This is a genomic window from Kordiimonas sp. SCSIO 12603 (genome assembly GCF_024398035.1).
GTDB lineage: Bacteria > Pseudomonadota > Alphaproteobacteria > Sphingomonadales > Kordiimonadaceae > Kordiimonas.
Genome location: NZ_CP073748.1, coordinates 1,379,266 through 1,403,225 on the forward strand (window position 1 = coordinate 1,379,266; position 23,960 = coordinate 1,403,225).

18 protein-coding genes are annotated in these 23,960 nt (G+C 46.1%); 9 read left to right on the top strand and 9 right to left on the bottom strand.

Translation table 11 applies throughout. The annotated features are described in order from the left end of the window. Nucleotides 1–4: 4 nt before the first annotated feature. The gene (locus KFE96_RS06230) at nt 5–226 is read right to left on the bottom strand and encodes a DUF1289 domain-containing protein (protein ID WP_255835120.1); all 222 of its coding nucleotides are present in this window, start codon (nt 224–226) and stop codon (nt 5–7) included. A 222-nt stretch (nt 227–448) separates the two neighbouring features. On the opposite strand from KFE96_RS06230, the gene KFE96_RS06235 reads away from it, so the two are divergent. Together KFE96_RS06235 and KFE96_RS06240 are read left to right on the top strand one after the other, a co-directional pair. Continuing rightward, nucleotides 449–1,159, top strand: coding sequence for a bifunctional 2-polyprenyl-6-hydroxyphenol methylase/3-demethylubiquinol 3-O-methyltransferase UbiG (locus KFE96_RS06235; RefSeq protein WP_255835121.1), 711 nt, complete (start codon nt 449–451; stop codon nt 1,157–1,159). 89 nt (nt 1,160–1,248) lie between these two features. After that, nucleotides 1,249–1,683: a DUF6491 family protein gene (locus KFE96_RS06240; protein ID WP_255835122.1), complete on the top strand. Its 435-nt coding sequence runs from the start codon at nt 1,249–1,251 to the stop codon at nt 1,681–1,683. A gap of 78 nt (nt 1,684–1,761) precedes the next feature. Here KFE96_RS06240 and KFE96_RS06245 read toward each other — a convergent pair whose 3' ends face one another. Continuing rightward, on the bottom strand, nt 1,762–4,869 hold the full coding sequence (locus KFE96_RS06245) for an autotransporter outer membrane beta-barrel domain-containing protein (protein ID WP_255835123.1): 3,108 nt from the start codon (nt 4,867–4,869) through the stop codon (nt 1,762–1,764). A gap of 294 nt (nt 4,870–5,163) precedes the next feature. Further along, complete coding sequence (locus KFE96_RS06250; protein ID WP_247015241.1) at nt 5,164–5,874, bottom strand: DUF599 domain-containing protein; 711 nt, start codon at nt 5,872–5,874, stop codon at nt 5,164–5,166. A 404-nt stretch (nt 5,875–6,278) separates the two neighbouring features. Here KFE96_RS06250 and KFE96_RS06255 point away from each other — a divergent pair, with 404 nt between their 5' ends. Then, on the top strand, nt 6,279–6,659 hold the full coding sequence (locus KFE96_RS06255) for a YbaN family protein (RefSeq protein ID WP_247015239.1): 381 nt from the start codon (nt 6,279–6,281) through the stop codon (nt 6,657–6,659). Nucleotides 6,660–6,741: 82 nt separating this feature from the next. Next, nucleotides 6,742–9,063, top strand: a complete 2,322-nt coding sequence (locus KFE96_RS06260) for a P-loop NTPase fold protein (RefSeq protein ID WP_255835124.1) — start codon at nt 6,742–6,744, stop codon at nt 9,061–9,063. 12 nt (nt 9,064–9,075) lie between these two features. Here KFE96_RS06260 and KFE96_RS06265 read toward each other — a convergent pair whose 3' ends face one another. The 4 genes from KFE96_RS06265 to KFE96_RS06280 form a co-directional block, all read right to left on the bottom strand. Further along, on the bottom strand, nt 9,076–10,254 hold the full coding sequence (locus KFE96_RS06265; RefSeq protein WP_255835125.1) for a DUF3089 domain-containing protein: 1,179 nt from the start codon (nt 10,252–10,254) through the stop codon (nt 9,076–9,078). An 81-nt stretch (nt 10,255–10,335) separates the two neighbouring features. Beyond that, the gene (locus KFE96_RS06270) at nt 10,336–10,890 is read right to left on the bottom strand and encodes a sortase domain-bontaining protein (protein ID WP_255835126.1); all 555 of its coding nucleotides are present in this window, start codon (nt 10,888–10,890) and stop codon (nt 10,336–10,338) included. Continuing rightward, entirely contained in the window at nt 10,880–12,997 is a 2,118-nt protein-coding gene (locus KFE96_RS06275; protein ID WP_255835127.1) for a marine proteobacterial sortase target protein, read from the bottom strand. Before KFE96_RS06275 ends, KFE96_RS06270 begins: the two co-directional genes overlap by 11 nt. A gap of 132 nt (nt 12,998–13,129) precedes the next feature. Beyond that, on the bottom strand, nt 13,130–13,864 hold the full coding sequence (locus tag KFE96_RS06280) for a hypothetical protein (RefSeq protein WP_255835128.1): 735 nt from the start codon (nt 13,862–13,864) through the stop codon (nt 13,130–13,132). 459 nt (nt 13,865–14,323) lie between these two features. On the opposite strand from KFE96_RS06280, the gene KFE96_RS06285 reads away from it, so the two are divergent. Both KFE96_RS06285 and KFE96_RS06290 read left to right on the top strand, forming a co-directional pair. Then, nucleotides 14,324–16,426, top strand: a complete 2,103-nt coding sequence (locus tag KFE96_RS06285; protein WP_255835129.1) for a TonB-dependent siderophore receptor — start codon at nt 14,324–14,326, stop codon at nt 16,424–16,426. 83 nt (nt 16,427–16,509) lie between these two features. After that, complete coding sequence (locus KFE96_RS06290) at nt 16,510–17,895, top strand: serine hydrolase (protein ID WP_255835130.1); 1,386 nt, start codon at nt 16,510–16,512, stop codon at nt 17,893–17,895. Between the two features lies 1 nt (nt 17,896). Here KFE96_RS06290 and KFE96_RS06295 read toward each other — a convergent pair whose 3' ends face one another. Both KFE96_RS06295 and KFE96_RS06300 read right to left on the bottom strand, forming a co-directional pair. After that, the gene (locus tag KFE96_RS06295) at nt 17,897–19,243 is read right to left on the bottom strand and encodes an anti-phage deoxyguanosine triphosphatase (RefSeq protein WP_255835131.1); all 1,347 of its coding nucleotides are present in this window, start codon (nt 19,241–19,243) and stop codon (nt 17,897–17,899) included. Nucleotides 19,244–19,329: 86 nt separating this feature from the next. After that, nucleotides 19,330–19,935, bottom strand: a complete 606-nt coding sequence (locus KFE96_RS06300; RefSeq protein ID WP_255835132.1) for a TetR/AcrR family transcriptional regulator — start codon at nt 19,933–19,935, stop codon at nt 19,330–19,332. Nucleotides 19,936–20,154: 219 nt separating this feature from the next. On the opposite strand from KFE96_RS06300, the gene KFE96_RS06305 reads away from it, so the two are divergent. The 3 genes from KFE96_RS06305 (at nt 20,155) to KFE96_RS06315 (ending at nt 23,924) form a co-directional block, all read left to right on the top strand. Further along, the gene (locus KFE96_RS06305; RefSeq protein WP_255835133.1) at nt 20,155–20,688 is read left to right on the top strand and encodes a peroxiredoxin-like family protein; all 534 of its coding nucleotides are present in this window, start codon (nt 20,155–20,157) and stop codon (nt 20,686–20,688) included. 230 nt (nt 20,689–20,918) lie between these two features. Next, complete coding sequence (locus KFE96_RS06310) at nt 20,919–22,343, top strand: sensor histidine kinase (RefSeq protein WP_255835134.1); 1,425 nt, start codon at nt 20,919–20,921, stop codon at nt 22,341–22,343. A 15-nt stretch (nt 22,344–22,358) separates the two neighbouring features. Further along, nucleotides 22,359–23,924, top strand: coding sequence for a DUF3369 domain-containing protein (locus KFE96_RS06315; protein WP_255835135.1), 1,566 nt, complete (start codon nt 22,359–22,361; stop codon nt 23,922–23,924). Nucleotides 23,925–23,960 lie beyond the last annotated feature (36 nt).

Here is a 23,960-nt window from a genome sequence, read left to right on the forward strand (position 1 = left end):
CCCTTCAGGCCTGTTTAGCAGCTTTCCTCGCACGGATTTCAGCAAGAATACGCTCTGAGCGCTCTGTGGCACTGTCGATAATTTCCTGCTTTTCAGCATTACTTGCCCGTGACCAGCGGCCAATATCATCGCGTGTTCGGAAACATCCCATGCAGAATTCACGTGCACGGTCCAGTTGGCAAACACCCATGCACGGACTTTTGATTTCTTCAACGGTAGTGTTCACGCCATACTTTCCCTGGAACGTTTTCTCTTAAATGCTGTTTAGCAGGATTGGCGCATAAAATCAGCTAGTAACATGAGCGTCACTTTATTGTGTGGAATTTATATCAAATTGTAAGGTTAAGGATTTGATAATAAACAGTATATAGAAAACCTATTGGGGCCGGATTGCATCGTGTGGCTTGGCAGCAGTCACGATTGGCAATTTGTATGTTGAGGTAAAAAGATGTCCGAATTTCTCGGCTTCTCTCTGGCGTTGGATCTGCTTTTCAATGGTCAGAATATGGATTATTGCGAAAGGCCGCTCAGCCTTTCTGCGATGGATAAATTCAATATCATTGATGATATCCGTGAAGGTGGCCATGTTGCGGTAATCGCGCCCGGTGGCGGCCGTTTGGTGCGTAACCTTGTTGAGCGCGGTTTCCGTGTGGATGCCTTTGAAGGGCGTGAGGAATGCCTTAGCCACCTGAAGGACCGTTTCGCAAACTTTCCTCGGATTGAATTAAGTAACATGACCCGGCTCGAGGATCCGTTTAAGCGGGAAAAGATGCATTATGATGCGATTTTCTGCATGGATGATCTTCGTTCTTTCCGTGAACGTGCTGGCTGGACAGAACATGTGCACCGTATCATGAAGCCTGAAGGGCATTTCATTTATTCGCAGGTATCAAACAAGCTTCCTGCAAAGAAAAATACTTTGGGTAAATATTTTAATCTGGTTGGTAGCCATAATGTAACGGAAGATACCTCTAAAGAGATCAGAGATAGTTACTTGAATCTGGATTACTGGCGGCCCACGGAAAAAGATATCAAGATGGCGAAAAGCACACTTGATATGGTTAAATCTGCTTCAGGCCTGCGCCGAAATATCATGAGTGGTGTGGAAGTTCGTTATGTTGTGTGGCAGAAGAAAAGTCTGACTGAAAGCATTTCATAAACCTTTTTCTATAATTGTTGCTTCATCAAGGGTTAAGTTAGCTGGTATATTATTGGAACCAACAATAGACAGCGGACGGAGTTGGTTAAATGATGAAAGCACTTGGAACAGCACTGGTTTCCTGCGCGTTGGTGGCCACTGCTGCAGCAGCTTCCGACAAAGGTAGAGATCCAGAAAAGGTAACAAAAGAACTCGCTAAATATGAGCAAACTGGCGAAACCAAAGCATGTATTAAGGTTTCAAGAATTAGAAACACTAAAGTTCTTGATGATTATACAATTATCTTTAATGGCCGGAATAAAACCTCTTATTTGGTTAATCTGGAAAACAGGTGTCACGGCTTAGGCTTTGAAGAATCTATCGCTTACACGGTTCGAGCAGGTAGTTTGTGTAGAAGTGATATCTTTAGTGTTATCAACAGGGGGGGCGGTTTTATTCGTTCAACCTGTGGGTTCGCTTCCTTTGAGGTGATGAAGAAGTTACCAAAAGATCAGCAGAAAAATCAGCCGGCCCAATCAGAATAGGCCGATCGGATACTCTTAATAAAAAAAGCCGGAGCAGCGTTATGCATCCGGCTTTTTTAGTGAATATCTTTAGAAGCTTTAGAAAGCCAGGCCGAAGTTGAAGCTCACTGAATGTGCGCGCTGTTGATCAAGCTTTTCGTACGCATAGTGAATGCGTGCGGTCGAATCGATACCGAAGATATTGAAGGCACCACCGATTTGTTCCACTGATTTTGCTGTCCGGTCTACTTCCGCTAGGAAGCTGGTGTCGCCGCCTACAAAAATTGCTTCGAGTGGTTCTGCATCAGCACCTGACAGGTTTTGAGTGTAGGAATAGAAAATCTCAGGCCGTACAATGCGTGTTTCATTTCTTGTTTTCCAATTGAAGTCGTAGCCGAGAGCCGCGCCAACTGTACCGTCTACCCGTGTGAAAGATGTACTTTCCACTGTTAGGTTTGCGCTATCGCCACCTTCTTCGGTGTAACCACCTTCTGAATAATTTTGCGCAGCAATACGGCCAAACGGCTTGATGCTTAATTTACCAACAGAAAGATTGTATCCCGCCTCGGCAGTAGCAACAAAGTTCCATCCATTTGTGCGGCTTGTTACAAGGCGGTCAACGGTACCAAACTCGATATTCCGTTCACGGCGAATAGCAACATATTGCACCGTTGCCTGACCACCAAGATAGAAGCCACCAGCGCGTGTAAGGGCATAAACGGATGTAAACGGTGCGAAGGTTGATAGTTCGCTATCAATCGTATCATCTTTACCGGAAAGGCCGTTCAGCGTGAAGCCAGCGTTTACACCAACCACCAGATTTTTATTCACCGGAGCATCATAACCAAAAGTCAGGCCAACTGTTAAAAGACTGGCATCAAAAGCACTGATTTGGCTGGTGCGGTCACCGATTGAAGTTACCTCACGTGCCCATCCGCCGCTTGCGAAAGATTTGCCTTCTACATAGTCACCAAGCCGGTTTGATAAGTGGTTTGCCAACTGGCGTCTTGAAGCCTGTGCAAGGTAGGTAGAACCACCTGTGATATCAGGTAACAGAGCATTCAAAGCCGCTTCGGTTGTTTCCTGAGTTGTTAGACCAGATAGGCTGGCTTCCAGAACGTTATCCAGGTCAAGGCCACTGGTTACGATGTTGTCGTATAACCCTGTGGCTGCTGAATTGACATTAAGTTCAGATGCATCTTTGGGGCGTACATTCAGTGTAATTGTGCTGCCATCAGTGCCATCATTTTGTGTAAGTGAAACATCAAACAAGTACGGCGTGTTTGAAAGCGCAAGAGAAGAACCTGCGTCAGCCAGTGAAATATTGTTCGCTGTAATCAGATCAAAAGACTGCTGAGAATTCGTGAGGCGGGTAATAACTGGCACAATATCCACATCAGATGATGCAGTGAGTGTATCTGTAATGATCAGCTGGCCGTTTTGACCCGCTTCAGGGTTTACAATAAAGCGTAGTTCCGCATCGCCAGAAAAATCAGCATTGGTGAAGTTCAATTGGCTAACGGAAGCAATTTCAATATCTGCATCATTCACTGAAAGGTCAAGTGTACCTTCAAAGCTTGAAGAGCCGCTGAAAACAGCTTCGTTGCGAATATTAAGCTGGTTGTTACCAAGCCCAAAGGAAAGGTCGCCTTCCAGTGTTCCGCCCTGAAGCGTAACGGTGTCATCACCGTCGCCCATTAGAACATCACCTACAAAAGTACCAGAGTTTGTAAGGTTGAAGCCGCTGGTGTTTGCTCGTACATCAAGGGCAATCGTATCACCACCGCCATTACTGTCTGTGGCGATCAGGAAATTGCCTGTGTTTGTGAAGGTTGTAAGAGTGCCAGAGAGGTCCCGAATACCGTATGCGTTTTGACCTTCACCCAAGGAATTTACCTGAATTGTATTGTTGTTGGTAAATTCAGAAAGTGAACCATCTTCACGGATCAGAATAGCTGTTGCCACACCACCGGGGCCGCGTGTTTGTGTACCATCACTGTTATTGGTGATGAGAGCGTTGGTGCCGATGTTGATGATGCCCTGATTAAGGAACGTTGGTACGGTTACATTATTGCCAATAATTACACCCGTGGAATTATTATCCTGGGCAATAAGAGAAATGGAACCTGTATCAAACCAGATGCCACCTTCAAAGGTAACCGGGGCATCAGCTGTACCCTTGAATTCTACGCCTGTTGATTCAAGGCCATTGGAACCGCCGAGTGTTTCAATACGGCCTTTATGTACCCAGCTAAAGCCTGTGTCGCCAACTTCACCAAGTACAATATCATTGCCGCTTTCAGTAGAATCTACCAGAAAAGCAGGAGCCCCGCCTGTTGAGATAATAACGGAATCTGTTGCCACATCCGGATTGCCGTCATCATCCACATCATTGTTTTGGCCTACGCCTTCAAACAAAACACCGCCAGTGATGCTATCTTCGATAAGAACCACGGCCTTCGCAGGTTCGGCTGCATTATCCGAAGTTGCAACATCACCTGCTGTAAGGTTGCCTGCAATAGTGAATGAACCGTCAATGCGGTCACCTACACGAACAGCAACAGCGCCTTCATCATCAGTGTTCACGCTGCCATCAATGGTTACATTGCCTGTTACCGGGCCATTAATATCAATACCAATGGTGTTAACGCCGATAACGTTGATATCACCATCGTAATTGATGTTGCCTTCAAAAGCGGTATCAATCGCAAAACCGCGGCCACCGCTGCCGTGTACATCGAACACGGCAGTATCTTCTATAGTAATATCACCTGCGTACCCTTGGTCGCCATCAATAAGCAGGCCTACAACAGTTGTGTTGTTGGATTCGTTAAAATCACCAGCAGCCTGTACAGCTACAGAAACAGAACCAGCAAGAGTTAGGTCAGCCTGAATACGTTGATTGGAGGTATCAACAAGAAGGCCGCGCCCTGCCGCAATATCATTTGATGTAATGGTGCTGGAACTTTGGAGCGCAATATTATGGTTACCATCCACGATAATCGCTGTCCCGTTTCCAACAGTCACCGATCCATCGGCGGTTACAGTAAGCGTGCCGTTATTGCCAATATTGAAACCACTTGTTCTTAGTGTTGTGGTGCGGGCTTCTCCCAATGTCGCATCCTGTGCGAAAGCTGGTGCTGATGCCAGAACGGCAAAAAGAGCAAGGGCTGAAACCTGTTGGCGGCGTGCAATACTACGAACCACGTGTGCGTCCTTTATAATTCTTTGTCTGCTGTCTGATACGTGCCAGACCGCAGTTTCCTCCGAGTGCTGTATAGTGCTTTTGCAAGCTGAATGTTTGCTGAACAACCCCACCAAATACAGCCAGCCTATAATTCAGTTGAAAAATAGGGCAGATATAAGGCGTTGGTAACAGAAAAACCGCTTAGGGCAAAGCGCTATTCAGTGCCAGTGCAGATGTTTTCTGCCACTAGCATAAATAAGCCACACCCATGCTTAAGTTTATTCCCTGATTAGAGAAAATTTTAGACTTTGGTTCTACAGTTCCCGAACCAGTTTTACGGCGCGGGATGTGAACTCGCGGCGGGTCAGTACAAACACCACAGCAAGCGTTGCGCTCATGAAAACAAGGGGGCCAACAAACCATGTAAGCCCCGCAAGCGCGAAGAAATAGGCCCTGATGCCCCGGTTGAAATGGTGCCCGGATGCAGAAGAAAGTTTGGCAGCCACTGAGGCACGTTTCATACGCGCGGCTTTATCTTCATCATAACGGCTGTCGCTCATGCCGCCGATCACAATGGCACAGTAATTGGCAATGCGGAATGCCCATGCAAACTTGAAGAAAGCATAAATGAAAATCCCTACCAGCAGGCCAACCCGCACCACGAAACCATCTGCGGTTAAGGGTTTCGCCAGTGGAATATGGGCAAAAGCTACTGCCAGCTGTTCGCTATAGCCCATCGCCGCAATAAGCCCACCCAGCACAAGGATAGTGGAGGACGCAAAAAAGCTGATACCGGTAACAAGAATTTTAAGAACGCCCGTATCAATCATCCGCATCTCGCGGTTCGCGGCTTCTGTTAACCAGCGAAGTCGCTGCCCATCCATAAGGTGGGAAATTGCTCGGGTTTTATATTTGCTATGGTCTGCAAGGAATGTGTAAAGCGCCCAGAGAAGCAGGAAAAACAACAGCGCCATCATATCCATATCGCTGAAGTTCAGGCTTTCAGTGAATGTGGTGAATGTCATACTGATCTTCCCCTCTCGGCTTGGTTCCCTCTAGCTCAATACCCATAAAACATGCTGTTGGCCGTTTCTGCAACGTATTGTTTTTATGCGTGAAAACCACTGGTCTATTTTTGCATTGGGCCTTTGCAATAATCGTCACTTCCAGTCTGAAGATCCATCCCCATCTCTTGAACGTAGAGATATGAATTCTTCGGGAAATAAGCCCCCAGCATTCCCAACCTGTGCCTCGCCCTACACAAAGCGCAGGTTTCCTCACCTCAGCTATCATTCCCGTAAGCTGATGGTCTAAGCCCGCAACAGTCCCCTGATTTACTGTTGCGGGCTTTTTTTTATTAAGAGGTTCACTTTTGGGGTGTGTCTCCCATATAGTGAAATAAGAATGGTTCGCAAAAGGAAGATAGCTTGTGCGCTATATTTGGATGGCATGTGGGTGGATAGCATTTGTGCTGGGGGTGATTGGTGCCTTCCTGCCACTTTTACCAACGGTACCCTTTCTTTTGCTGGCAGCTTTTTGTTTCTCACGCGGCTCGGATAAACTTCATAACTGGCTGTTGAACCACGAAAAATTCGGTCCGCCTATCGCCGAGTGGCGCAAACACGGCGCCATTGCCACGCGCGTGAAATTTATGGCCATGGGCTTTATTCTTTTCTCAATCGGATTGAGCTTTCTCTATGATGTACCCACACGCGGTTTCATCATCCAGATCGTGGTACTGTCCTGCGTTTCCCTCTTCATCCTAACCCGTCCTGCGCCCCCTAAAGAGGCCACTGAAGAGGGCGAGTGAATTTGCTCTTAATAATTGAAAAATAGTCTTTAATGTATATCTTGAGCACCTTGCTGGAATAAAGCGTAGGTGGGGGATGTATATGTTGTTCGAGTATTTTTGGTTAGGGTTGTTTCCGACGCTACCATTCAAGTTTTTTTTATATGTGTTGCAAAGTTTTTTGCAAATCGGTTGGGAGCTTTGGCTGGTTTCGCTGATATTGTTTAGTTCATCTTATTTGTTTTGCAAATCGTTTGTTGATGAAGAAAGTGATACGGCTGAGACCGATGGTTTTAAGATTTCCAATAAAACTATGGTGCACTCAGCTAGTGTAAACATATCTGAAGATAGGCTAGGCTATGCACTGTTTGCAAAAAAGATAGCTAGGGCACTTGAGAGGCCTGATAAAGGTGATGGTTTTGTAGTTGGAATTGAAGGAGGTTGGGGGATTGGAAAAACCACACTTATAAATTACGTAAAATTGTCATTTAAGTCAGAGACGAAGCATATCTCTTTCTCGCCTTGGTTGATAAGCGATAGAGATAAATTGATATACTCTTTGTTGATGGAGCTAGAGTATAAAATTCAAGAAGACAAACTTCTCCCATATAAAGATATTCAGTCGTTGAGGGATTATTCTCGACGTTTTTCGGAGCGTGTTGGGCCGATTGTGAAACTGATGGATACATTGAAAGCTTTGCCTTTCAGTATGGTGTCTTTTGATGCATTTACTAGTCTTTTGAAATCTGATCAAAAACCACTCGAAGATTTAAAGTCTGATGTTGTCTCCGGGTTACAGAAGTTACCAAATCATTTTATTATCTTTATTGATGACCTCGATCGTTTGGAACCCTCTGAGGTTGTTGAAGTTTTAAGAATGGTTAGGGCTGCCGTCGAGTTTCCAAACATAACATATGTGTTTAGCTATGATGAAGATAACGTAGCAAAGGCGGTATCTAATCATTTCCAAATTGATAACGGTTACGATTATTTAGGGAAGATTATCAATGCAAAGTTTGTGGTGCCTAAGCCTGAACAAGATGATTTGCTGACTTGGTTTTTTGACGAATGTTATAGTTTGTATGAACAGGTGCTCGGCCTGACAAATCTTAGAATTATCCGAACTGATTTGCTTGCGATAAGGAATTTAGTGAATTTAGAAACGCCTAGGCAGGTGTTGACACTAATAAACTCAATTAAAATGAGGTGGCCATCCGTAGCTGAAAATGTAAGTTTTCGCGATTTTATATGGTTGGAAGCAATTAAGTATGACAACCCAGTTTTATACAAAGCGATTGAATATTATGTGACAAGTTATTTTAGAATTCAGGATACTAAGCACAAACGGATATGGATGGATCGGCTGAAAGATCAGGTACAAAAGGCATTTGATCCAGAACGTAGAACAGATGACTATAGTAATGCCGCTCTCAGTATGCTTCTTCCGGGTTCTTCAGGAGGGAGCACATTACAGTTATTTGAGAATGAGAGCGAAACGAAAATTGTTGAAAATAGACAATTTAAAAGACTAGCCAGTGTGAATTATTATAAGTATTTTTTCCTTCACGATGCAGGAATTGGTCATCTTTCCGATAGAGAATTCTCCGACGCTTTGAACGCTCTGGAAACACGTGAAGGCGCGATAGAAGTATTACGCTTTTTAGGTGATGAAGTTCGCTCTAATGGTTCGACTAAGTTAGATAGTTTTTTGTACCGTATTCAAAACGAAGATATCAACCTCATCTCAAAAGATGTTGCGTGTAATATGATAATCGGACTGGCCGACTACATGGACGAATATCTCCTGAAGGATGGGAATGAGCATTGGGGGCGTATCCTTATATGGAGTGTTGCCACGGTTATCCTATCGAGGTTTATCAAGTTAGTTCAGGGTATTGAGCGTGGAAACTTATTGATTGATATATGTAATAATCTTAAAGCAAAAAGTTGGTTTACTATAGATTTTCTGTGGAACGAAATGATAGCTCATGGTGAAACGGAGCATGCAAGTAAGCCTGAAGATCAGTGGTTGCTAAACTCTGAGGAGCTAAACTCGTTAAAGTGTTATCTGATCGATAACGTATACGAAAATATGTCCGAATCTATAGCAGATGTCCCACAGTTTTTTGACTATATCTACACTTGGTGGGAAATTCACCACCCATCTCTAAAAAAATGGTGGAATATGGTTTCGGTATCAGATGAAAAGGTTTTAGAAATATTATTGAGGTTACGTAATCTATCTACAGCAGAAATAAGGCCATTAGATATAGATCAAGTAAGAGCGTATTTCGATATACATGTAGGTCATTTACTCATAGGTATTAGCGATAGAAATCCTGGAAATCAGGAAATTCATAGAAAAATTAATATCTTAGATGCGGCTATAGAAGCCGGAAATAACCGAGTTTATAAAAAGAAATAATACGTTATTGATTTACCCCAAAAACGTCTCAAGTCGTGCGGCGATGTTCTCACGCAAGTTCATATAAAACAGCGCCATATCCAGGTTATGGTAATTGCCGCCGAAAATGCCTGCATTGAGGGGCGCTTGCTCGGGTTTTGAGATTTTCAGGAAACCATGCTCATCAAGCTGGGCATCTGTGCCCGGCAGCATGGGGCCGATAAGCCCGCTGCACTTAAGGCCGAGCGGAGTATCTGCACCTGCAGCGTACAGCTTTGGCAGCAAGTTCATATCATTTGGCACTGGTGTGCAGATGCCTTTGTGCAGGCTTTTATCTGCGTGGGCACCATCCGCTTTCCAGTTAAGGGGATTAATAGCTTTTACAGGCGTCGCCGCACGGCGGAACCAGCCTGATTTAGCCCAGTGTTCAGCCGCATCGGGTTGATGAAGGGCATCTGTGCCTTCAAGGAACGTGTCGTATGCCACAAACACGCCCGTATCATCCGCAGCTGTTGCAGGTGCAGCAATATGGGCCATATCTTTTACGTTTTCGTCTGTCACTTTAAAGCCGATCAGGTAGGCGGCGATAAAGCGTTCCTTAAGCGCGGGATCATCAAATTCTTCTGCAAGCAGCCGCATAGCCATGGCGCAGCCCTGGCTGTGGCCCGCAATGAAAAACGGCCTGCCGCCATTTTCAACGTCAATGAAATGTTTGAATGCCCGGCGCACATCACGGAATGCGAGATCAAGGGCTGCGCGCCCGCTTTCACTTGGGTTGAAGAAAACTGAAAGGGTTGCCTGCCTGTAGCGCGGCGCGAAAATGCGGCAGCTGCCGTTAAAGATGCTGGCTTGCCCCGGCATGATTACATGGTCCACCACTTCATCAGCGCGGTTGCCGCCAATGGCTGCGTTCCATGTGCGGGTGCCTACATAAGTGGTGGGATGAATATAAAACACATCCGCCAGTGTATCTTCCGCGTTAGTGCGCTCAATACCTTCTGGCGTTAAGGCGGCGTTGCCTAGCTTGCCGGGTTTTGCGGCCCACATATCATCATCTGTATAGTCTGGCTCAAGTGGTGGTGTTTTTTCATCGAACGTATGGTTCGGGTGGATGGCTTCCAGCCACAATTGCAAACTGGATTTACCGGATGCCTGAGTAGAAGATTTATGAGTAGAAGAATTACCAGAGGAAGTAACAGAAAGATCGTCCACAAGAATACCCCAACCGAAAACGAATAAATGAATATTTGTCCATATAGGATGGAAAGCTTAAGATTCCACCCTCACAATGGTTTAAATTTTAATGGCCTGCATGATAATGCGCCGATCTGTCTCGCCTACGCTACGGAACGGGTAACAGCTGACTAGCAGGATTTGCTCCGCCGCTGATTGCGGCACCGAAAGCGCATCTTTATGTGCCACCCACGCGCGGGTGAGACGAAAGCTTTCTTCAGCACCATCAAGGGTTTTAAAGGTGAGGATATCCCCGTCCTCAAGATGCTCTAGGAACGCGAAATGGGTATCCCGGTGCCCAAATACGATAGGGGTGCCGCTCACCTCAGCCATTACGGGGCCAAACGCGAGCGCGCGCATATTATCCCCTGCCAGCACATAGTGGGTGATGCCTTTATCCGGCAGGCTGAGTTTCGCCACCGGGTGTGTGTCCGCCCATGACCACGGCTTTAGGGGCTTGCCCGTTTTCAGGCTTTCTTCCCATGCGGATTTCACCAGCACTGGGGCGAGGGCGGCCTTGGCAGCGATGATCGCACCGCCGCCAAGTTGCCACAGGCCAAGCGCTGTGAGGAGGGCAGCGCCAGCCATGATGGTTTTATGTTTCCTACGCTTCACGGCGTGCCTCCCGGCGTAGCCACAAGATAAGCTCGGTGGCGAACAGCAGCAGGATAAAACCAGTGATCAGCTTCAGGTCTTTCATCGTGGCTGTTTGTGGGCCAGAGAAGTTTGACTGCGCCATCATTTGCGGTGCGCTAACACGGCGAAGTTTCATACCTTTCGGCAGGTTTTCAGGAACGATACTGTCTTGCGCTGAGGTGCCTTGCGGGCGGCTGATTTTTTCCTCTACTGCTACAAAGCTTGTATATTTGCTGACAATTTGGTGCGTGAGCGCTGTTTTCAGAATTTGTGCTTTTGCTTCTTCCTGCGGTAAGCCCCTGAGTGCGGCATCAGAAATGGCTTCCACTTTCTTGCGTGCCCACAGTTTGCTGATACCTTTCCCGTTTTCCATGCGCTTTAGGCGTTCGCTGATCTTCCAGCGTTTGCTGTTTACGCTTTCGCCTTCAAGCCGGATTTTGCTGTCATCGGTTTTCACCACAAATACCGTTGGGCGGTTGCCGTATAAATCAGGAAGGCGTGTGGGATAAGCTTCAAACATACCGTTTCCTGAAAGCGTGAGTTTTTGAACGCTTGGGGCGGCCATGTTGCTGAACAACTCTTCCAGTGTTTTCTCCGCTTCCAGTGGATTATCAATTTGCGTGTGGATACCGCGGCCAAATTCAGCTGCCTTGCGCATAAACCAGCCGTTTGGTGCATTCCCGACACCAACAGTGAACAGGCGTGTGGTACCAAGCTTTTCTTCTACCAGCTTGAACATAGCTTCTTCGTAGCCAATAGCACCGTCTGTCAGGAACATGATCTGCGGTAGGCTTTTTTCATCGGCGGGAGCTGTTTGGTTCAAATCCAGTGCGTTCACAAGAGCGGGCATCATTTCGGTCCCACCATCTGCTTCCAAACCCAAAATATAATTTCTGGCTCGATTTACGTTTTCAGCGGTTGCTTGTTGTGTAGCACCAAATAAACGACTGTAATCGTTATTGAATTTTATGATATCGAACCTGTCTTCCGTGCGCAGGCGGTCCACCGCTTCAAGAAGGGCACGTTTGGCCTGAACAATAGAGTGCCCATGCATAGAGCCTGATACATCAATGATAAATTGAATATCTCTTGGTGGTGATTTCTGTAGGCTTTCTTCCTTCTTTGGTGGAATAACTATGCCGAGAACATATGTGCCACTTTCGGTTTCTTCTTTTATAAACAGCGGTTTGGGTTTGCCCGCAGGTTTATACTCCCAGCGCAGGATAAAATCCCGGTCAGCTGGTTCGGTATCAGCCCGGAGCGTAATGTGATAGCGGTTTTCTTGCTCGGCAATCCGAATATCATGGCTGGGGCTGGTGAGTTTCTGAACAGCTGCACCAGGCGCCAAAAAAATATCAAAAACCGCCAAATTCCCAGCGTTTTGAGGATGGCGGTAAATGCCGTGTTTTTGGTGATGCGTAGCGAGCGCGCTTTTGGGTTCAGGTGTGGGTACCATATCTTCAAGTCGGTGGTACCGAGGTGTAATCGCCTGCGGTAGTTTCCAACTGAAAGTAAGGCCATTTTGCTCCGCATGGGTAATGAAGGAAATCTCTACCGTAATCACCGCACCCGGCGCCACATTCCCTACCTTTGAACTGAACATGTTTGGCCTTATCTGGCTGAGGAGGGCAGCTTTCTTGCCTTCTTTCACAGCCTGTTCGTAAATGCGTTTTGCTTCCTGCTTTTCCTTGATTTTTCCTTTGATACGTTTTTCGCCTACCAGCATTTCAAATGCATCAATAGCGGCAGTATCAGGAAGCGGGAAACGGTATGTGCCGTTAACCCACTGGTCGGTGGTATTCCTGAAGGATTGTTTGACGGTGGTGTAGGCGATGAAGCCGTTGATCTCTGTTTTCACCTCGCTTGAAAGCTGGAGGGCATCAAGCCATAACTGCGGCATGCCTTCATGCGGGATCGATTTTATTTCAAACCCACCTTCCTGCCAGCTTCTAAGTTGTTTCTGGTCAGAGCTTGCAGTTGGCGGTGATGTTTCATCCGCGAGTGCAGGTCGGGTGTTTAGAACAAGGCCGAAGGCGAGTGCGGCGGCTGTATAGGCATAGAGGAGAGGCTGTGAAAAGCGTAGCATGATGATATCCCGTTCTGATCTGTTGGGATAACTCTGCCTATAGAATAGGGTGGTTGCCTGCCGAGATAGTGGCAGGCTTGAGAAACATTAAGGCGAACTCATGCCGAAGAAACGCAGTTCGCCCTGTTTGCCTTATTTATGAATACGGCGATTTGTTTTCACACGAACAAGAGCAGGGCGCTGTTGACGGAAATATGCAAGACCAAACATAAGCGGAAGTAGAAGCAGGATCGCAGATGGTTCAGGCACTGCTGCTGGTTCAACCGTAATGGTGGTGGTTGCAAAACCGGTATCCCGTGCGCCGTTAATCTGTGGCTGATTACTGTTTGGAATAATCGTACAACCCGCTGGCTGGAACGTAATCAGTGACGTGATTAAACCACAGTCGCCGCCCGGGGTAACAATATCGCCGTTTGCAAGTGCAACAAGCTCACCCTGAGGCAAGGTAATCGCCAAACCAAGCAGGTAATTCCCCGGTGAAGAAAATACGGTACCGGCACCTGTTGCGAAGGTTGTTGTAAGGCCACCTGCAACATCGGCACCGCTGAATGTTGCAATAATGTTCGCTGCCGTTAGTGCGGTTGCAGATGCTTCTGACGCATAATAGGTAAGCTCAAAGCTTGAAAGATCAGGGATGTCGCACAAACTCCAGCGAGGTTGCGTGCCAATGTTTGCACCTGTCACGGGGCCTTGAATAAGAGCGGAACCACAAGCGTTGATGGTAAGATCTTCACCAAGACCTACAGGCGCATATGTTCCTACATCAGAGAAGGTATCGGTGTAGAAATCAAATGTTCTTGCTTGTGCTGTTTCACCACTGAGGGCGAAACCAAAAAATGCAGCTGCAATAGCAATCTTCTTAAACACGATAGTATCCTTTAGTTACTCGTGACCGTATGAATAAGTTTCACATCTTTAATATTTCTAATCTACATAGGTTGTATAAAGAAAAAGTAAAGAGCGTATTTGCAGAGATATAGGCGTTTTGTCTGGGAATGTACCGCGAAAAAAAGTGCCTAGCGTAAACGTGAGGTTATAGAGGGTATTACTAAACGGGTTTAAGCTATAGTTATGAAAGAGGTTTCTCTGCGATTTTCAGTTGGCCGCACTTTGAAAACATTTTACCGCAATTTCCACCTTTCACCGGAAAAGTATGGCATCAGCATCTCAGGGAAAGTGCAATAGTATAACCTGAACGGCATTATGCTTAAGTTTACAGAAGGGGTGAACTTAGGTTTTGTCCAAAGATAATATACAGGCCATCGCAAATCCGCTGTTTGAGTAAGGGCAAACAGCAAACTGTAATGATGCGAGAGCGAGGAAATAATGAACCTACTTTTAGGTGGGGAGCGTAAGAACGCTTTAACTGTGCTGAAATCGGCGACAGCGATTTTGGCGATAACGGCATGCACCACTATGTCGTATGCGGTGGATAACGCCGCAGTTGATGATGATGGAGATGTGCCTGTAGCCAATTCGGCAAACACGTATCCAGCTTCATTCTTTGATCAGTATAACCCTCAAAATGCCTTTGAAATGATCCAGCGGTTGCCTGGCTTTTCATTTGATGGCGGTTCAAATGCGCGGGGTTTTGGGGGTAACGCTGGTAACGTGTTGATTGATGGTGCACGACCTTCTTCAAAATCAGCAAGTTTGCGTGAAGTTCTTATTCGTATTCCTGTAGCGCAGGTTGAACGGATTGAGATCGTGCGCGGTGGTACAAGTGCTGGCGATACCGCAGGCCAATCCGTTGTTGCGAACGTTATTAAGAAAGCAGGCGGCACCAGTGGTACCTGGGTTGCCAAATTGCGCCGTCCACCTGATGGGCGTGTACTACCAAATGTTGAAGGCTCACTTGCAACGAAAATTGGAGGGTGGGATACCACAAGCCGGTTTGATGTTGGTTGGAATGGTGGCAATCGGGATGCGCTTCTTCGTGATGTAGATGCCGAAGGAAACCTGATCGAAAGTGAGGATGAAACTTTCGAAAACCAGTTTAACTTCCAGGTGTTCTCTGTTGAGGCAATCCGAGATGCTTTTGGTGGTAAGCTAACTGTAAACGGCCAATTTTTCCGCGATAGATTTAAAGGCGACTTCTTCCGTGAAGGATTTAATGGCCGTTTGCCTGATGGCGGAACGCCGGATTTTACATGGCAGAACAACGAAAACGGTGGTGGTGAAGAATATGAACTGAGCGTTGATTGGAAAAAAACGTTCAGCAATCAGTGGAAACTTCATTCTATCATACTTGGTACCATCAATAATTTTGGTTTTGAAAGCCGCACTATTGAAAGCGAACCAATTGATGTTGTGAATGATATTACGGATTTTGAACAAAACCGTAAGCGAAAGGAATTCATTCTCAGAACCACCTATGGTGATGCAGGTTCGAACAAATTCAAGCCAGAGTTTGGTTTTGAAGTAGCGCGTAACAGTCTGGATTCTGATCTGTCGATTGTATCAAACGGTGAAGCAATTGATCTAAGTTCAGCCAATGCGAGCGTTCGAGAAATCCGGGGTGAAGCATTTGCTAACTTTAACTGGGCAGCTACGAAAAAGCTTTCCGTGGATGGAGGCCTGACCGGCGAAATTTCAGAGATTGAAGTATCAGGTGACGCTGGTAACAAACAGACATTCAAGTTTTTGAAACCACGCCTTACCGCAACGTATAACTTCAGTGATAACATTCAGTGGCAGTGGCAGATTGAACGGACGGTTGGGCAGCTTAACTTCCGTGATTTTGCCGCAAGTGCACAGATTAATGATGACCGTACAACGGCTGGTAACCCTGATCTGGCACCAAACAGTGCTTGGGAGCTTTCTACAACATTTGATTGGAAGTTCAGCGAGCGTGGCTCATTGAGTGTTAACGCTTTCCACGAATGGCGCAGTGATATTCTTGAACAGATTATTCTGGCAAGCGGTGACCCGGGCCGTGGTAACGCGGGTAACGCGCGTTTTTACGGTGTGGAAGCGGAACTAAATATCCCGCTTGATTTCATTCTGCCGGGTGGCCTTCTTGAAATTGAAGCAAACCTAAGGGATGCAAGTTTTGATGATCCCGTAACAGGGCAGAACCGCCGTATCAGTGGCTTTAATCCATCTTTCCTTGGTTTTGATTTCCGTCAGGACCTTGTTAAAGCGAAGGTTTCATGGGGTATTAGATATAATGGCATCTTCAGGGAAGAAGTATTCCTCACTGATCAGATTATCAGCTTCCGTGGTAACCGTCGGGTTAATGCCTTCATTGAAACAACACGTTGGTTTGGTGTGAAAACCCGTTTTGCTGTGGATCTGATTAACACTGGTAAGTTCCGCAGACAGCGTGATTTCTTTGATCCCGCCCGCGGAGGTGCTTTCACTGGTTCTGAGATTTCAGACCGTACCAGAAAGCCGGAATTCCGTATCGAAGTGTTTGGTCAGTTCTAAGCAATTTGAACACACTTCCGTTAGGTAACTTGAAAGACCCTGTCAGCTTTGGCAGGGTCTTTTCTCGTTTTAGGGAGAGGGCAATGAAACAGATATTGGGCATTTTTGCACTGGCGGCGTTGAGCACAGCGGCCACCGCGCAAGACAGAGAAACATCCACAACAATGAAAGCCTATGCTGCGGGCTATAAGGCAGCATTTACTTGTAGTGCCACATTCAACGGCGGCAAAACGCCTGAAATGATTGCGGCACAGGAACTTACTGGTATTTATCAAGGCTTCAGAGCACCAATGGCGGAACTGCCCGATGCAGTGATAGACCATAAAAACAAGCGTGTGAGTGTGAAATTTAATGATGGTCTGCCGCCGCGTATCAGCCAGTGGCGCGAGGGGCTTGGCTGTACGCAACTTCCTGTTGGTGCTGATTTTGCCGATGCACAGTATTTGCCAACCGTTGATATAACCCGGCCAAATACTGGCGATAGCCAGCCTTGGAAGAAACTGGATACAGGCAGTGGCGCACTGAAAGCCAAGCTCAAGAGCATGATGACTGATCCGTATTACGGTAAGGATGCACTCACCACAGCGCTGCTTGTGGCAACGCCTGAAGAATTGCTCGCTGAAGAATATATCGAGGGTTACACGCCAAAAACCAGCCAGCGGACATGGTCTGTGGCGAAATCAATTGCAGCTTCAGTAATTGGGGCGGCGGTTGAGGACGGCATGATTGATGTCTCAAAACCAGCGAATATCACTGAATGGCAAAGCCCGATTGACCCGCGCAAAAACATCACGCTTGAAAACCTGCTGCATATGGCATCAGGCATTGATAGCAACCGGGCAGGGAACCGTACTGACCGCCTATACGCGGGTGGTGGCCGAATGAGCGATGGCGCGACAGAGCATTCGCTTGATGTAAAGCCGGGCACACGATTTAAGTATGCGAACAATGATACCTTGCTGGCCGTACGTGCCTTAAAGAACAGCTTTGAAAGCACAAAGGCATATAACGAATATCCGTTTACAGCACTTCTTAATAAACTCGGTATGAATGATACGGTGCTGGAAACAGACTGGGAAGGCAACTTCGTGCTTTCCAGTCAGGTGTGGACCACAAGCCGCGATATGGCGCGCCTTGGTATCCTTCATTTGCAGGATGGTGTTTGGAAGGGTGAACGCATTTTGCCTGAAGGTTGGGTAGAGTATATTGCCACCGCTAAAGGTCCGCAGCCTGCACCACGTAGAAGTGGAGCCAAACCAATGGGCTACGGTGCACAGTGGTGGCTCTATGATAAAGATTTTGATGGCATTCCAAATGATGCATATGCAGCTCGCGGCAACCGGGGGCAATATCTGGTTGTGGTGCCGTCTCGGAACCTAGTCCTGATCCGCCGAGGGCATGATCCGGCGGGTGGTGAAGGTTTCAAACTTGATCTTTTCGTTCGTGATGTATTGAAGCTAGTGAAATAACTTACAGATGATCAAACACTGAGCCCACTCTCGGGCTCAGTAATCTTTCATACATTTGCATCAGATAATTATCTGTCATACCGGCGACATGGTCACAAATCTCGCGCAGGCTTTCGCCGTGTTCCACATATTTTCCGTATGCTTCAGAAGGCAGGAAACGCCGTGGTTCATGAGCGATAATCTCAAACACATCCACTACCATCTGTTGGCCTTTAAATTCAAGGTGCTGCACGCTCGGTTTCTGGATGAGTTTATCATAAACAAAGGCTTTGAAATCCAGCATCAATTGCCGTGCGGCGGGCGCTAGATCAAGGTTATATTTCAGCATAGGGTTACTGAAGCCCTCCACCTCATGCATCACCAGATGATCAAGGAAATAGGTAACCAGCATGCTGATGTTCATTTTACGGCGGGATGCATCACGCGCAAACATGCCGCTGATAAAGTTATCATAGGCATTATTGCTGCCGAAATATTTAGGCCGCTCGCGCTGCTGGTATTCAATATAATTCCGGCACCGATCAACGGTGAAAAAGGCGCGGAAATCTTCACTGTCTACAAACTTGAGCGAGATTGCGTCCTCGAGATCATGTACCGCGTTTGAAATATCGTCTGCCAGTTCCATGATTGAGCAATCAAGTGATTTATATCTGGGTTTGCCGTGTTCACCTTCTTTGCCGGGCGCAACACTTGTGAAGCGTGCCAGTTCTTCATCGCTAAACACGCTTAGTACCCAATCTACCACCTGTTTTTCTGTATCCAGATAACATTTGGGTGGCTTGCAGCTGTTGCGGTCCAAAAGATGAAGGCTGCCTGAGCTGTCACCTTTAGACGGCATAATATCCTTGTTTGCCACGCGGCTATATGGTGCTGGATATTTAAGAATACCAAGCAAGCTGCGGCGGGTGAGGTTCGCGCCCGCATCTTTGGAGAAGTGCTCAAGCTTCGAAAGAATGCGGAGTGATTGTCCATTGCCTTCAAAACCCCCGCTGTTTCGCATGCAATAATTAAGGGCAACTTCACCGCCGTGTCCGTAAGGCGGATGGCCAAGATCATGTACAGAACAGATGGTTTGCATCAGTGTGGTGGTGGGGAGGTGTATTTCCAGATCAGGAAACTCGGTTCTCGCACGCTTCATCAGCCCTACACCAAGTTGGGATACCTCAAGCGAATGGGTAAGCCGAGTGCGGTAAAAATCACTATCCCCCAAATTCAGTATCTGGGTTTTCCCCTGTAGGCGGCGAAAAGCAGCAGAGTGAATAACACGGCCATAATCCACATCATAGGCGGTACGTGCTTCTGATGCACCGCTTGTGCTCGTTTCAAACCGTTCTTCCCAAATATTCATGATGGCTCCCCAGTTGGATTAGTATCATGGTGATACCACAAATTCCTGCCGGGAAAACCAGTTAGTAAGAGACAGTTGATGAAAAACTAGTGAGACAGGATCATATTTGCGCGGGATTCCAGGTCTGCTTCAATACGGGCTGATGGCAGATCTGCTCTGGCTCTGAGGACATGGCCCTGACGAAGATCAAACATAAGGCGCGCACGTTCTTCTGATGGGAAGTCTACGGGCAGGCTACCACGGGATTTTTCCTCTTCAAACCGTGCTGCGAAAAGGCTGTCTGCCCCTTTGATAATATGTTGGAGTTTCTCTGTTGCACCTTCCACGTGGCCTGCGCTGGTGGGTACACAGCTGCTGATAAAGCACCCTTTTGGATGTTCAGGCGTACTGTCATCTTCTGTGATGCCGGTTTCAAGGAAAGCAATGATTGCTTTTTTGATATCAGTTTCATCGTTGAAGGCGCTGATCGGGCTTTTACCAAAGTTTTGGGAATAATGGTCAATGGCAGCCATAAAAAGCTGCTGCTTATCCCCAAAGACAGAATAAAGGCTGGGGCTGTTAATACCCATGGCATCTGTCAGGTCACGCATAGAAGTGCCGTCATAGCCCTTTTCCCAAAACACCGTCACCGCAGCATTCAGAGCTTGTTCTCTATCAAAGCCTCTTGGGCGCCCAACCTTCTTTTCTGGCATTTCTCAAAACCTCAAACATACATCAGTTATTATATTAATAACGTTTGTTACAAATCTCAAGAAGGCATGAATAGTTATATGGTGTGTGCTCTCCAACTATCTGGTGTGGCGGTGAATTCAGGTGGTAACTTTTATTTGATAACGGTCGTTACATAATTGGTTGAAAATTATGCATAAGCTAATTAAATAACAATCGTTACAAAATTAAAGGAGTGTTCGATGTATAGTAAAAAATTAGCTGCTGGAACTGAGTTTCCAGTGTTTTCTCTGAAGTCTACCAGCGGTGAAGACTTAACCCTTGGCAAGGCATCTGAAGGATTTGATTGGCAAATGATTGTGGTTTACCGCGGCAAGCATTGCCCTTTGTGTACACAGTATCTGCAGCAATTGAATGCGAAGCTGGATGATCTTCATGGTCTCGGTATTGAGGTAATTGCTGTTTCTTCTGATCCGCTTGAGAAAGCGACAGTGCAGATGGAGCAGGTGAACCCGAATTTCCCTGTTGGTTACGGCTTGACCATTGAGCAGATGCAGTCACTTGGGCTTTATATTTCCAGCCCGCGTTCTCCCGAGGAAACAGATGCACCGTTTGCCGAGCCAGGCATGTTTATTGTGAACGAAGAAGGCTTGTTGCAGGTTGTTGATTATGCAAATAGCCCGATTATTCGCCCGGAACTGGGTCTTCTTGTTGGTGGCCTTGCGTTTATTAAGAACCCGGAAAACAACTATCCTATCCGTGGTACTTTTGAATAAACCAATATAGTGATTGAAGTGAATCCCGTGATCTATATGAGGCACGGGATTTTCTCAATTAATCAGAAATTTAAAACCTGCTTGCCAAGTGCCGGCTTACTTACACGTGCCTTGATGAGTTTAATGTTTTTTAACTCTTTACGCCCACACTTATAACGTTGGTTTGGGAGGAGCCAGCCTGGAGTTTGTGTTTTCAGTATCGTTTGAAGTGCGCAAAAAAAGGCAGGGCATTGTTCACCAAAAATATATTCTTCCGCCAAACTTCATCTGTATCCACCCGCTTAAACCTTCTTAACCTTTTGGTGTTGCTTTCGGGTTTGTTAAGCATCGTTGGTGTTTATGAAATTCAGCTGGGGGCGCAGCTTCATAAATTAAATTACCAGCACCAAAAATATATCGATCAAGTTTATAAAGCCGTTGATCAGTTTGAACAAACGTCTGGCAATATTGAACCCGTTAAAGATTACGTAATTCTTGTTAGAGAACAACCGATCGAATGCCTGAATATGGTAAGTGCGTTCGAGAAATTCATGATGAAAATCATAGGAACCGGTGAAGCTATTGCCCTGTGCGAGCAGGATAAACTTCTTGCGGATGATATTCTGGATGAACTGGACCAGTATTCCCGTGGTGAAATAAGCAAAGAGGTTGTGGTTTCAAAGCTTAAAGTTGGCCTGGAGGGGTTATCTTCACACGGTGCACAATTTCAGCCGTTTGTCGCGAAAACGGTATCTACAATGTATATCATTGTGATTTCCATGGTTATTACGAAAGCAATCATTGTCCCGTTTTTAGGAGTGATTTTATCATCTAGTGTTTCACGAGATTACAGGACCCTCAACAACACGAAAAAGCAGCTTATTAATGAGCAGGAACGGAATGAGCTTATACAAAACGAGCGCATGAATGCATTATCTACAATGGTTGCAGGTGTTGCTCATGAAATAAATACACCTGTTGGCGTTAGTGTTACTGCGGCATCCCATGCCCGCGAACGACTTATGCAAACTGAAGAAGCTTACCAAAATGAATTGCTCTCGGAAGAAGATCTTCAAAGCTATTTCGTTGATTCAAAAGAAGCTTTCAGAATTATTCAAAATAATTTAAGACGTACGTCCGAATTGGTGAAAAGTTTTAAACAGGTGTCTGTGGATCAGACCGAAGATATTGTTCGAACCTTTAGTGCCAAAGAGTATCTGAAAGATATCATCATCAGTTTAAAGCCGATTGTGAAAAAGCCTTCTGTGGAAGTGGTTCTGGATGATGTTGAAGATATTTACATCGAAACATACCCAGGGGTTTTAAGTCAGATAATTACCAATTTAATCACTAACTCTCTTTCTCATGCTTTTGCAGCGAACGACGGTGGCGTCATCAATATTGCTTTGTCGCCTTTATCGAACAAAAAAGTTCAGATTGTTTTTTCTGATAATGGTTGCGGCATTAGCAAAGAGAACCTCAGGCATATTTTTGATCCATTTTTCACAACAAAACGCGGTCAGGGTGGTACGGGCCTTGGTTTGCATATCCTTCATAACTTAGTGGTCGATAAACTGGACGGTGAAATCAACTGCTTTAGTGCAGAAGGTGAAGGTACACGATTTGTCATTAATTTCCCGTGCGTGAACCACAGTGCAGAAGAACAATTTATCTAGTAGGGGATAGATAGAATGGCGTTAGTAGGAACAAAATTAAAGTTAAGCCCAAGCAAACCCCAGCAGGTTTCAAATGAGGCGGTTAAAACCAACTGGAAAGTCCTGATCGTTGATGACGAGGACGAAATCCACAGTGTTACCAAGATGGCTTTAAAAGGCTATGAGTTTGGTGGCAGGCAGCTTGAGTATCTGGATGCATACTCCGCAGCGGATGCAAGACAGATCCTTAAAGAGCATTCTGATATCGCCCTTATCCTACTGGATGTTGTTATGGAAAGTGATAATGCGGGGTTGGATTTAGTTCATTATATCCGTGGTGATCTGGGGAACAAGCTAACGCGGATTGTGCTGCGAACGGGCCAGCCGGGACAAGCGCCAGAGAAAAAGGTAATCATGGATTATGATATCAATGATTATAAGGAAAAAACCGAACTCACATCTCAGAAACTTTATACATTGTTGAGCGCTTCCCTTAGGTCTTACCGCGATATGGTTGCACTTGAGGACAGCAGGAAGGGTTTAAGAAAAATCATTGAAGCTACGGCTGATATTTTCTCAATCAATTCTATGCAAACTTTGGCCGAGGGGGCGCTGGATCAGCTCATGTCACTCTTGAGGGTGAAAGAAGGGGATTCCTTTTATGGCAGGCGAGTGGATTCTCTAGCCGCGTTAAAGAAAGATAACTCCTCTTTTGAAGTCCTCGCGGGTACAGGGCGGTATCGTACTGGTAATGATAACAGTGTGGACCCCAACTCACTGAATTTGGAAAAACTGATCTTAGAAGCCTCCCAAAAGGGGCAGGTGGTAAAAGGTAATCAGATTGTTAGTCATCATGTGGGGAAAAACGGCCATGAAAATGTGCTCTATGTATCCGGTGAACTAGCGCTTGATCATATGGATCGTGATCTGATTGAATTATATGCTCGCAATGTCGGTATTGTTTTCGAAAATCTGGATTTGAACCGCCAGGTAGAAGAAACCCAGCGGGAAATTGTTTACCGGCTCGGTGAAGCCGTGGAAACCCGTTCCATGGAAACCGGCAACCACTTAAAACGGGTTGCGGAGATATCAAAGCTATTGGCGCTGAAATTTGGGTTATCTGAAGAAGAAGCTGAAATTATTAAATATGCTTCGCCTCTTCATGATGTTGGTAAAATAGGTATTCCAGATTCAATTTTGAACAAACCCGGTAAACTGAATGCTGAAGAATGGGCTGTGATGCAAACCCATGCGCGGCTCGGGTATGAAATGCTTCAATCATCAGATAAGCCTATTTTAAAAGCGGGCGCTATGATTGCGCTGCACCACCACGAAAAGTGGGATGGGTCTGGGTATCCACACGGTAAATCCGGTGAAGATATCCATATTTATGGTCGCATTACCGGGTTAGCAGATGTTTATGACGCTTTAGGAAGTAGGCGCTGTTATAAAGAGCCTTGGGCCCTTGGGGATATATACCGGTTTATTAAAGAACAGCGGGGGAAACACTTCCAGCCAGAACTGGTTGATATCCTTATTCAGAATCTTGATCATGTGGAGCATATTCTTACGGTTTTTGCTGATACTCAGGCGGCGCACTAATTCTTTCCTAAGGAGCTTCTACAAGGAATGCAGCCT

Excerpts from the sequence above, each read along its gene's own strand:
- KFE96_RS06275 (WP_255835127.1), bottom strand. The coding sequence starts at position 12,997 with ATGCTACGCTTTTCACAGCCTCTCCTCTATGCCTATACAGCCGCCGCA.
- KFE96_RS06305 (WP_255835133.1), top strand. The coding sequence starts at position 20,155 with ATGTATAGTAAAAAATTAGCTGCTGGAACTGAGTTTCCAGTGTTTTCT.
- KFE96_RS06260 (WP_255835124.1), top strand. The coding sequence starts at position 6,742 with ATGTTGTTCGAGTATTTTTGGTTAGGGTTGTTTCCGACGCTACCATTC.
- KFE96_RS06240 (WP_255835122.1), top strand. The coding sequence starts at position 1,249 with ATGATGAAAGCACTTGGAACAGCACTGGTTTCCTGCGCGTTGGTGGCC.
- KFE96_RS06250 (WP_247015241.1), bottom strand. The coding sequence starts at position 5,874 with ATGACATTCACCACATTCACTGAAAGCCTGAACTTCAGCGATATGGAT.
- KFE96_RS06295 (WP_255835131.1), bottom strand. The coding sequence starts at position 19,243 with ATGAATATTTGGGAAGAACGGTTTGAAACGAGCACAAGCGGTGCATCA.
- KFE96_RS06315 (WP_255835135.1), top strand. The coding sequence starts at position 22,359 with ATGGCGTTAGTAGGAACAAAATTAAAGTTAAGCCCAAGCAAACCCCAG.
- KFE96_RS06290 (WP_255835130.1), top strand. The coding sequence starts at position 16,510 with ATGAAACAGATATTGGGCATTTTTGCACTGGCGGCGTTGAGCACAGCG.
- KFE96_RS06235 (WP_255835121.1), top strand. The coding sequence starts at position 449 with ATGTCCGAATTTCTCGGCTTCTCTCTGGCGTTGGATCTGCTTTTCAAT.
- KFE96_RS06300 (WP_255835132.1), bottom strand. The coding sequence starts at position 19,935 with ATGCCAGAAAAGAAGGTTGGGCGCCCAAGAGGCTTTGATAGAGAACAA.
- KFE96_RS06285 (WP_255835129.1), top strand. The coding sequence starts at position 14,324 with ATGAACCTACTTTTAGGTGGGGAGCGTAAGAACGCTTTAACTGTGCTG.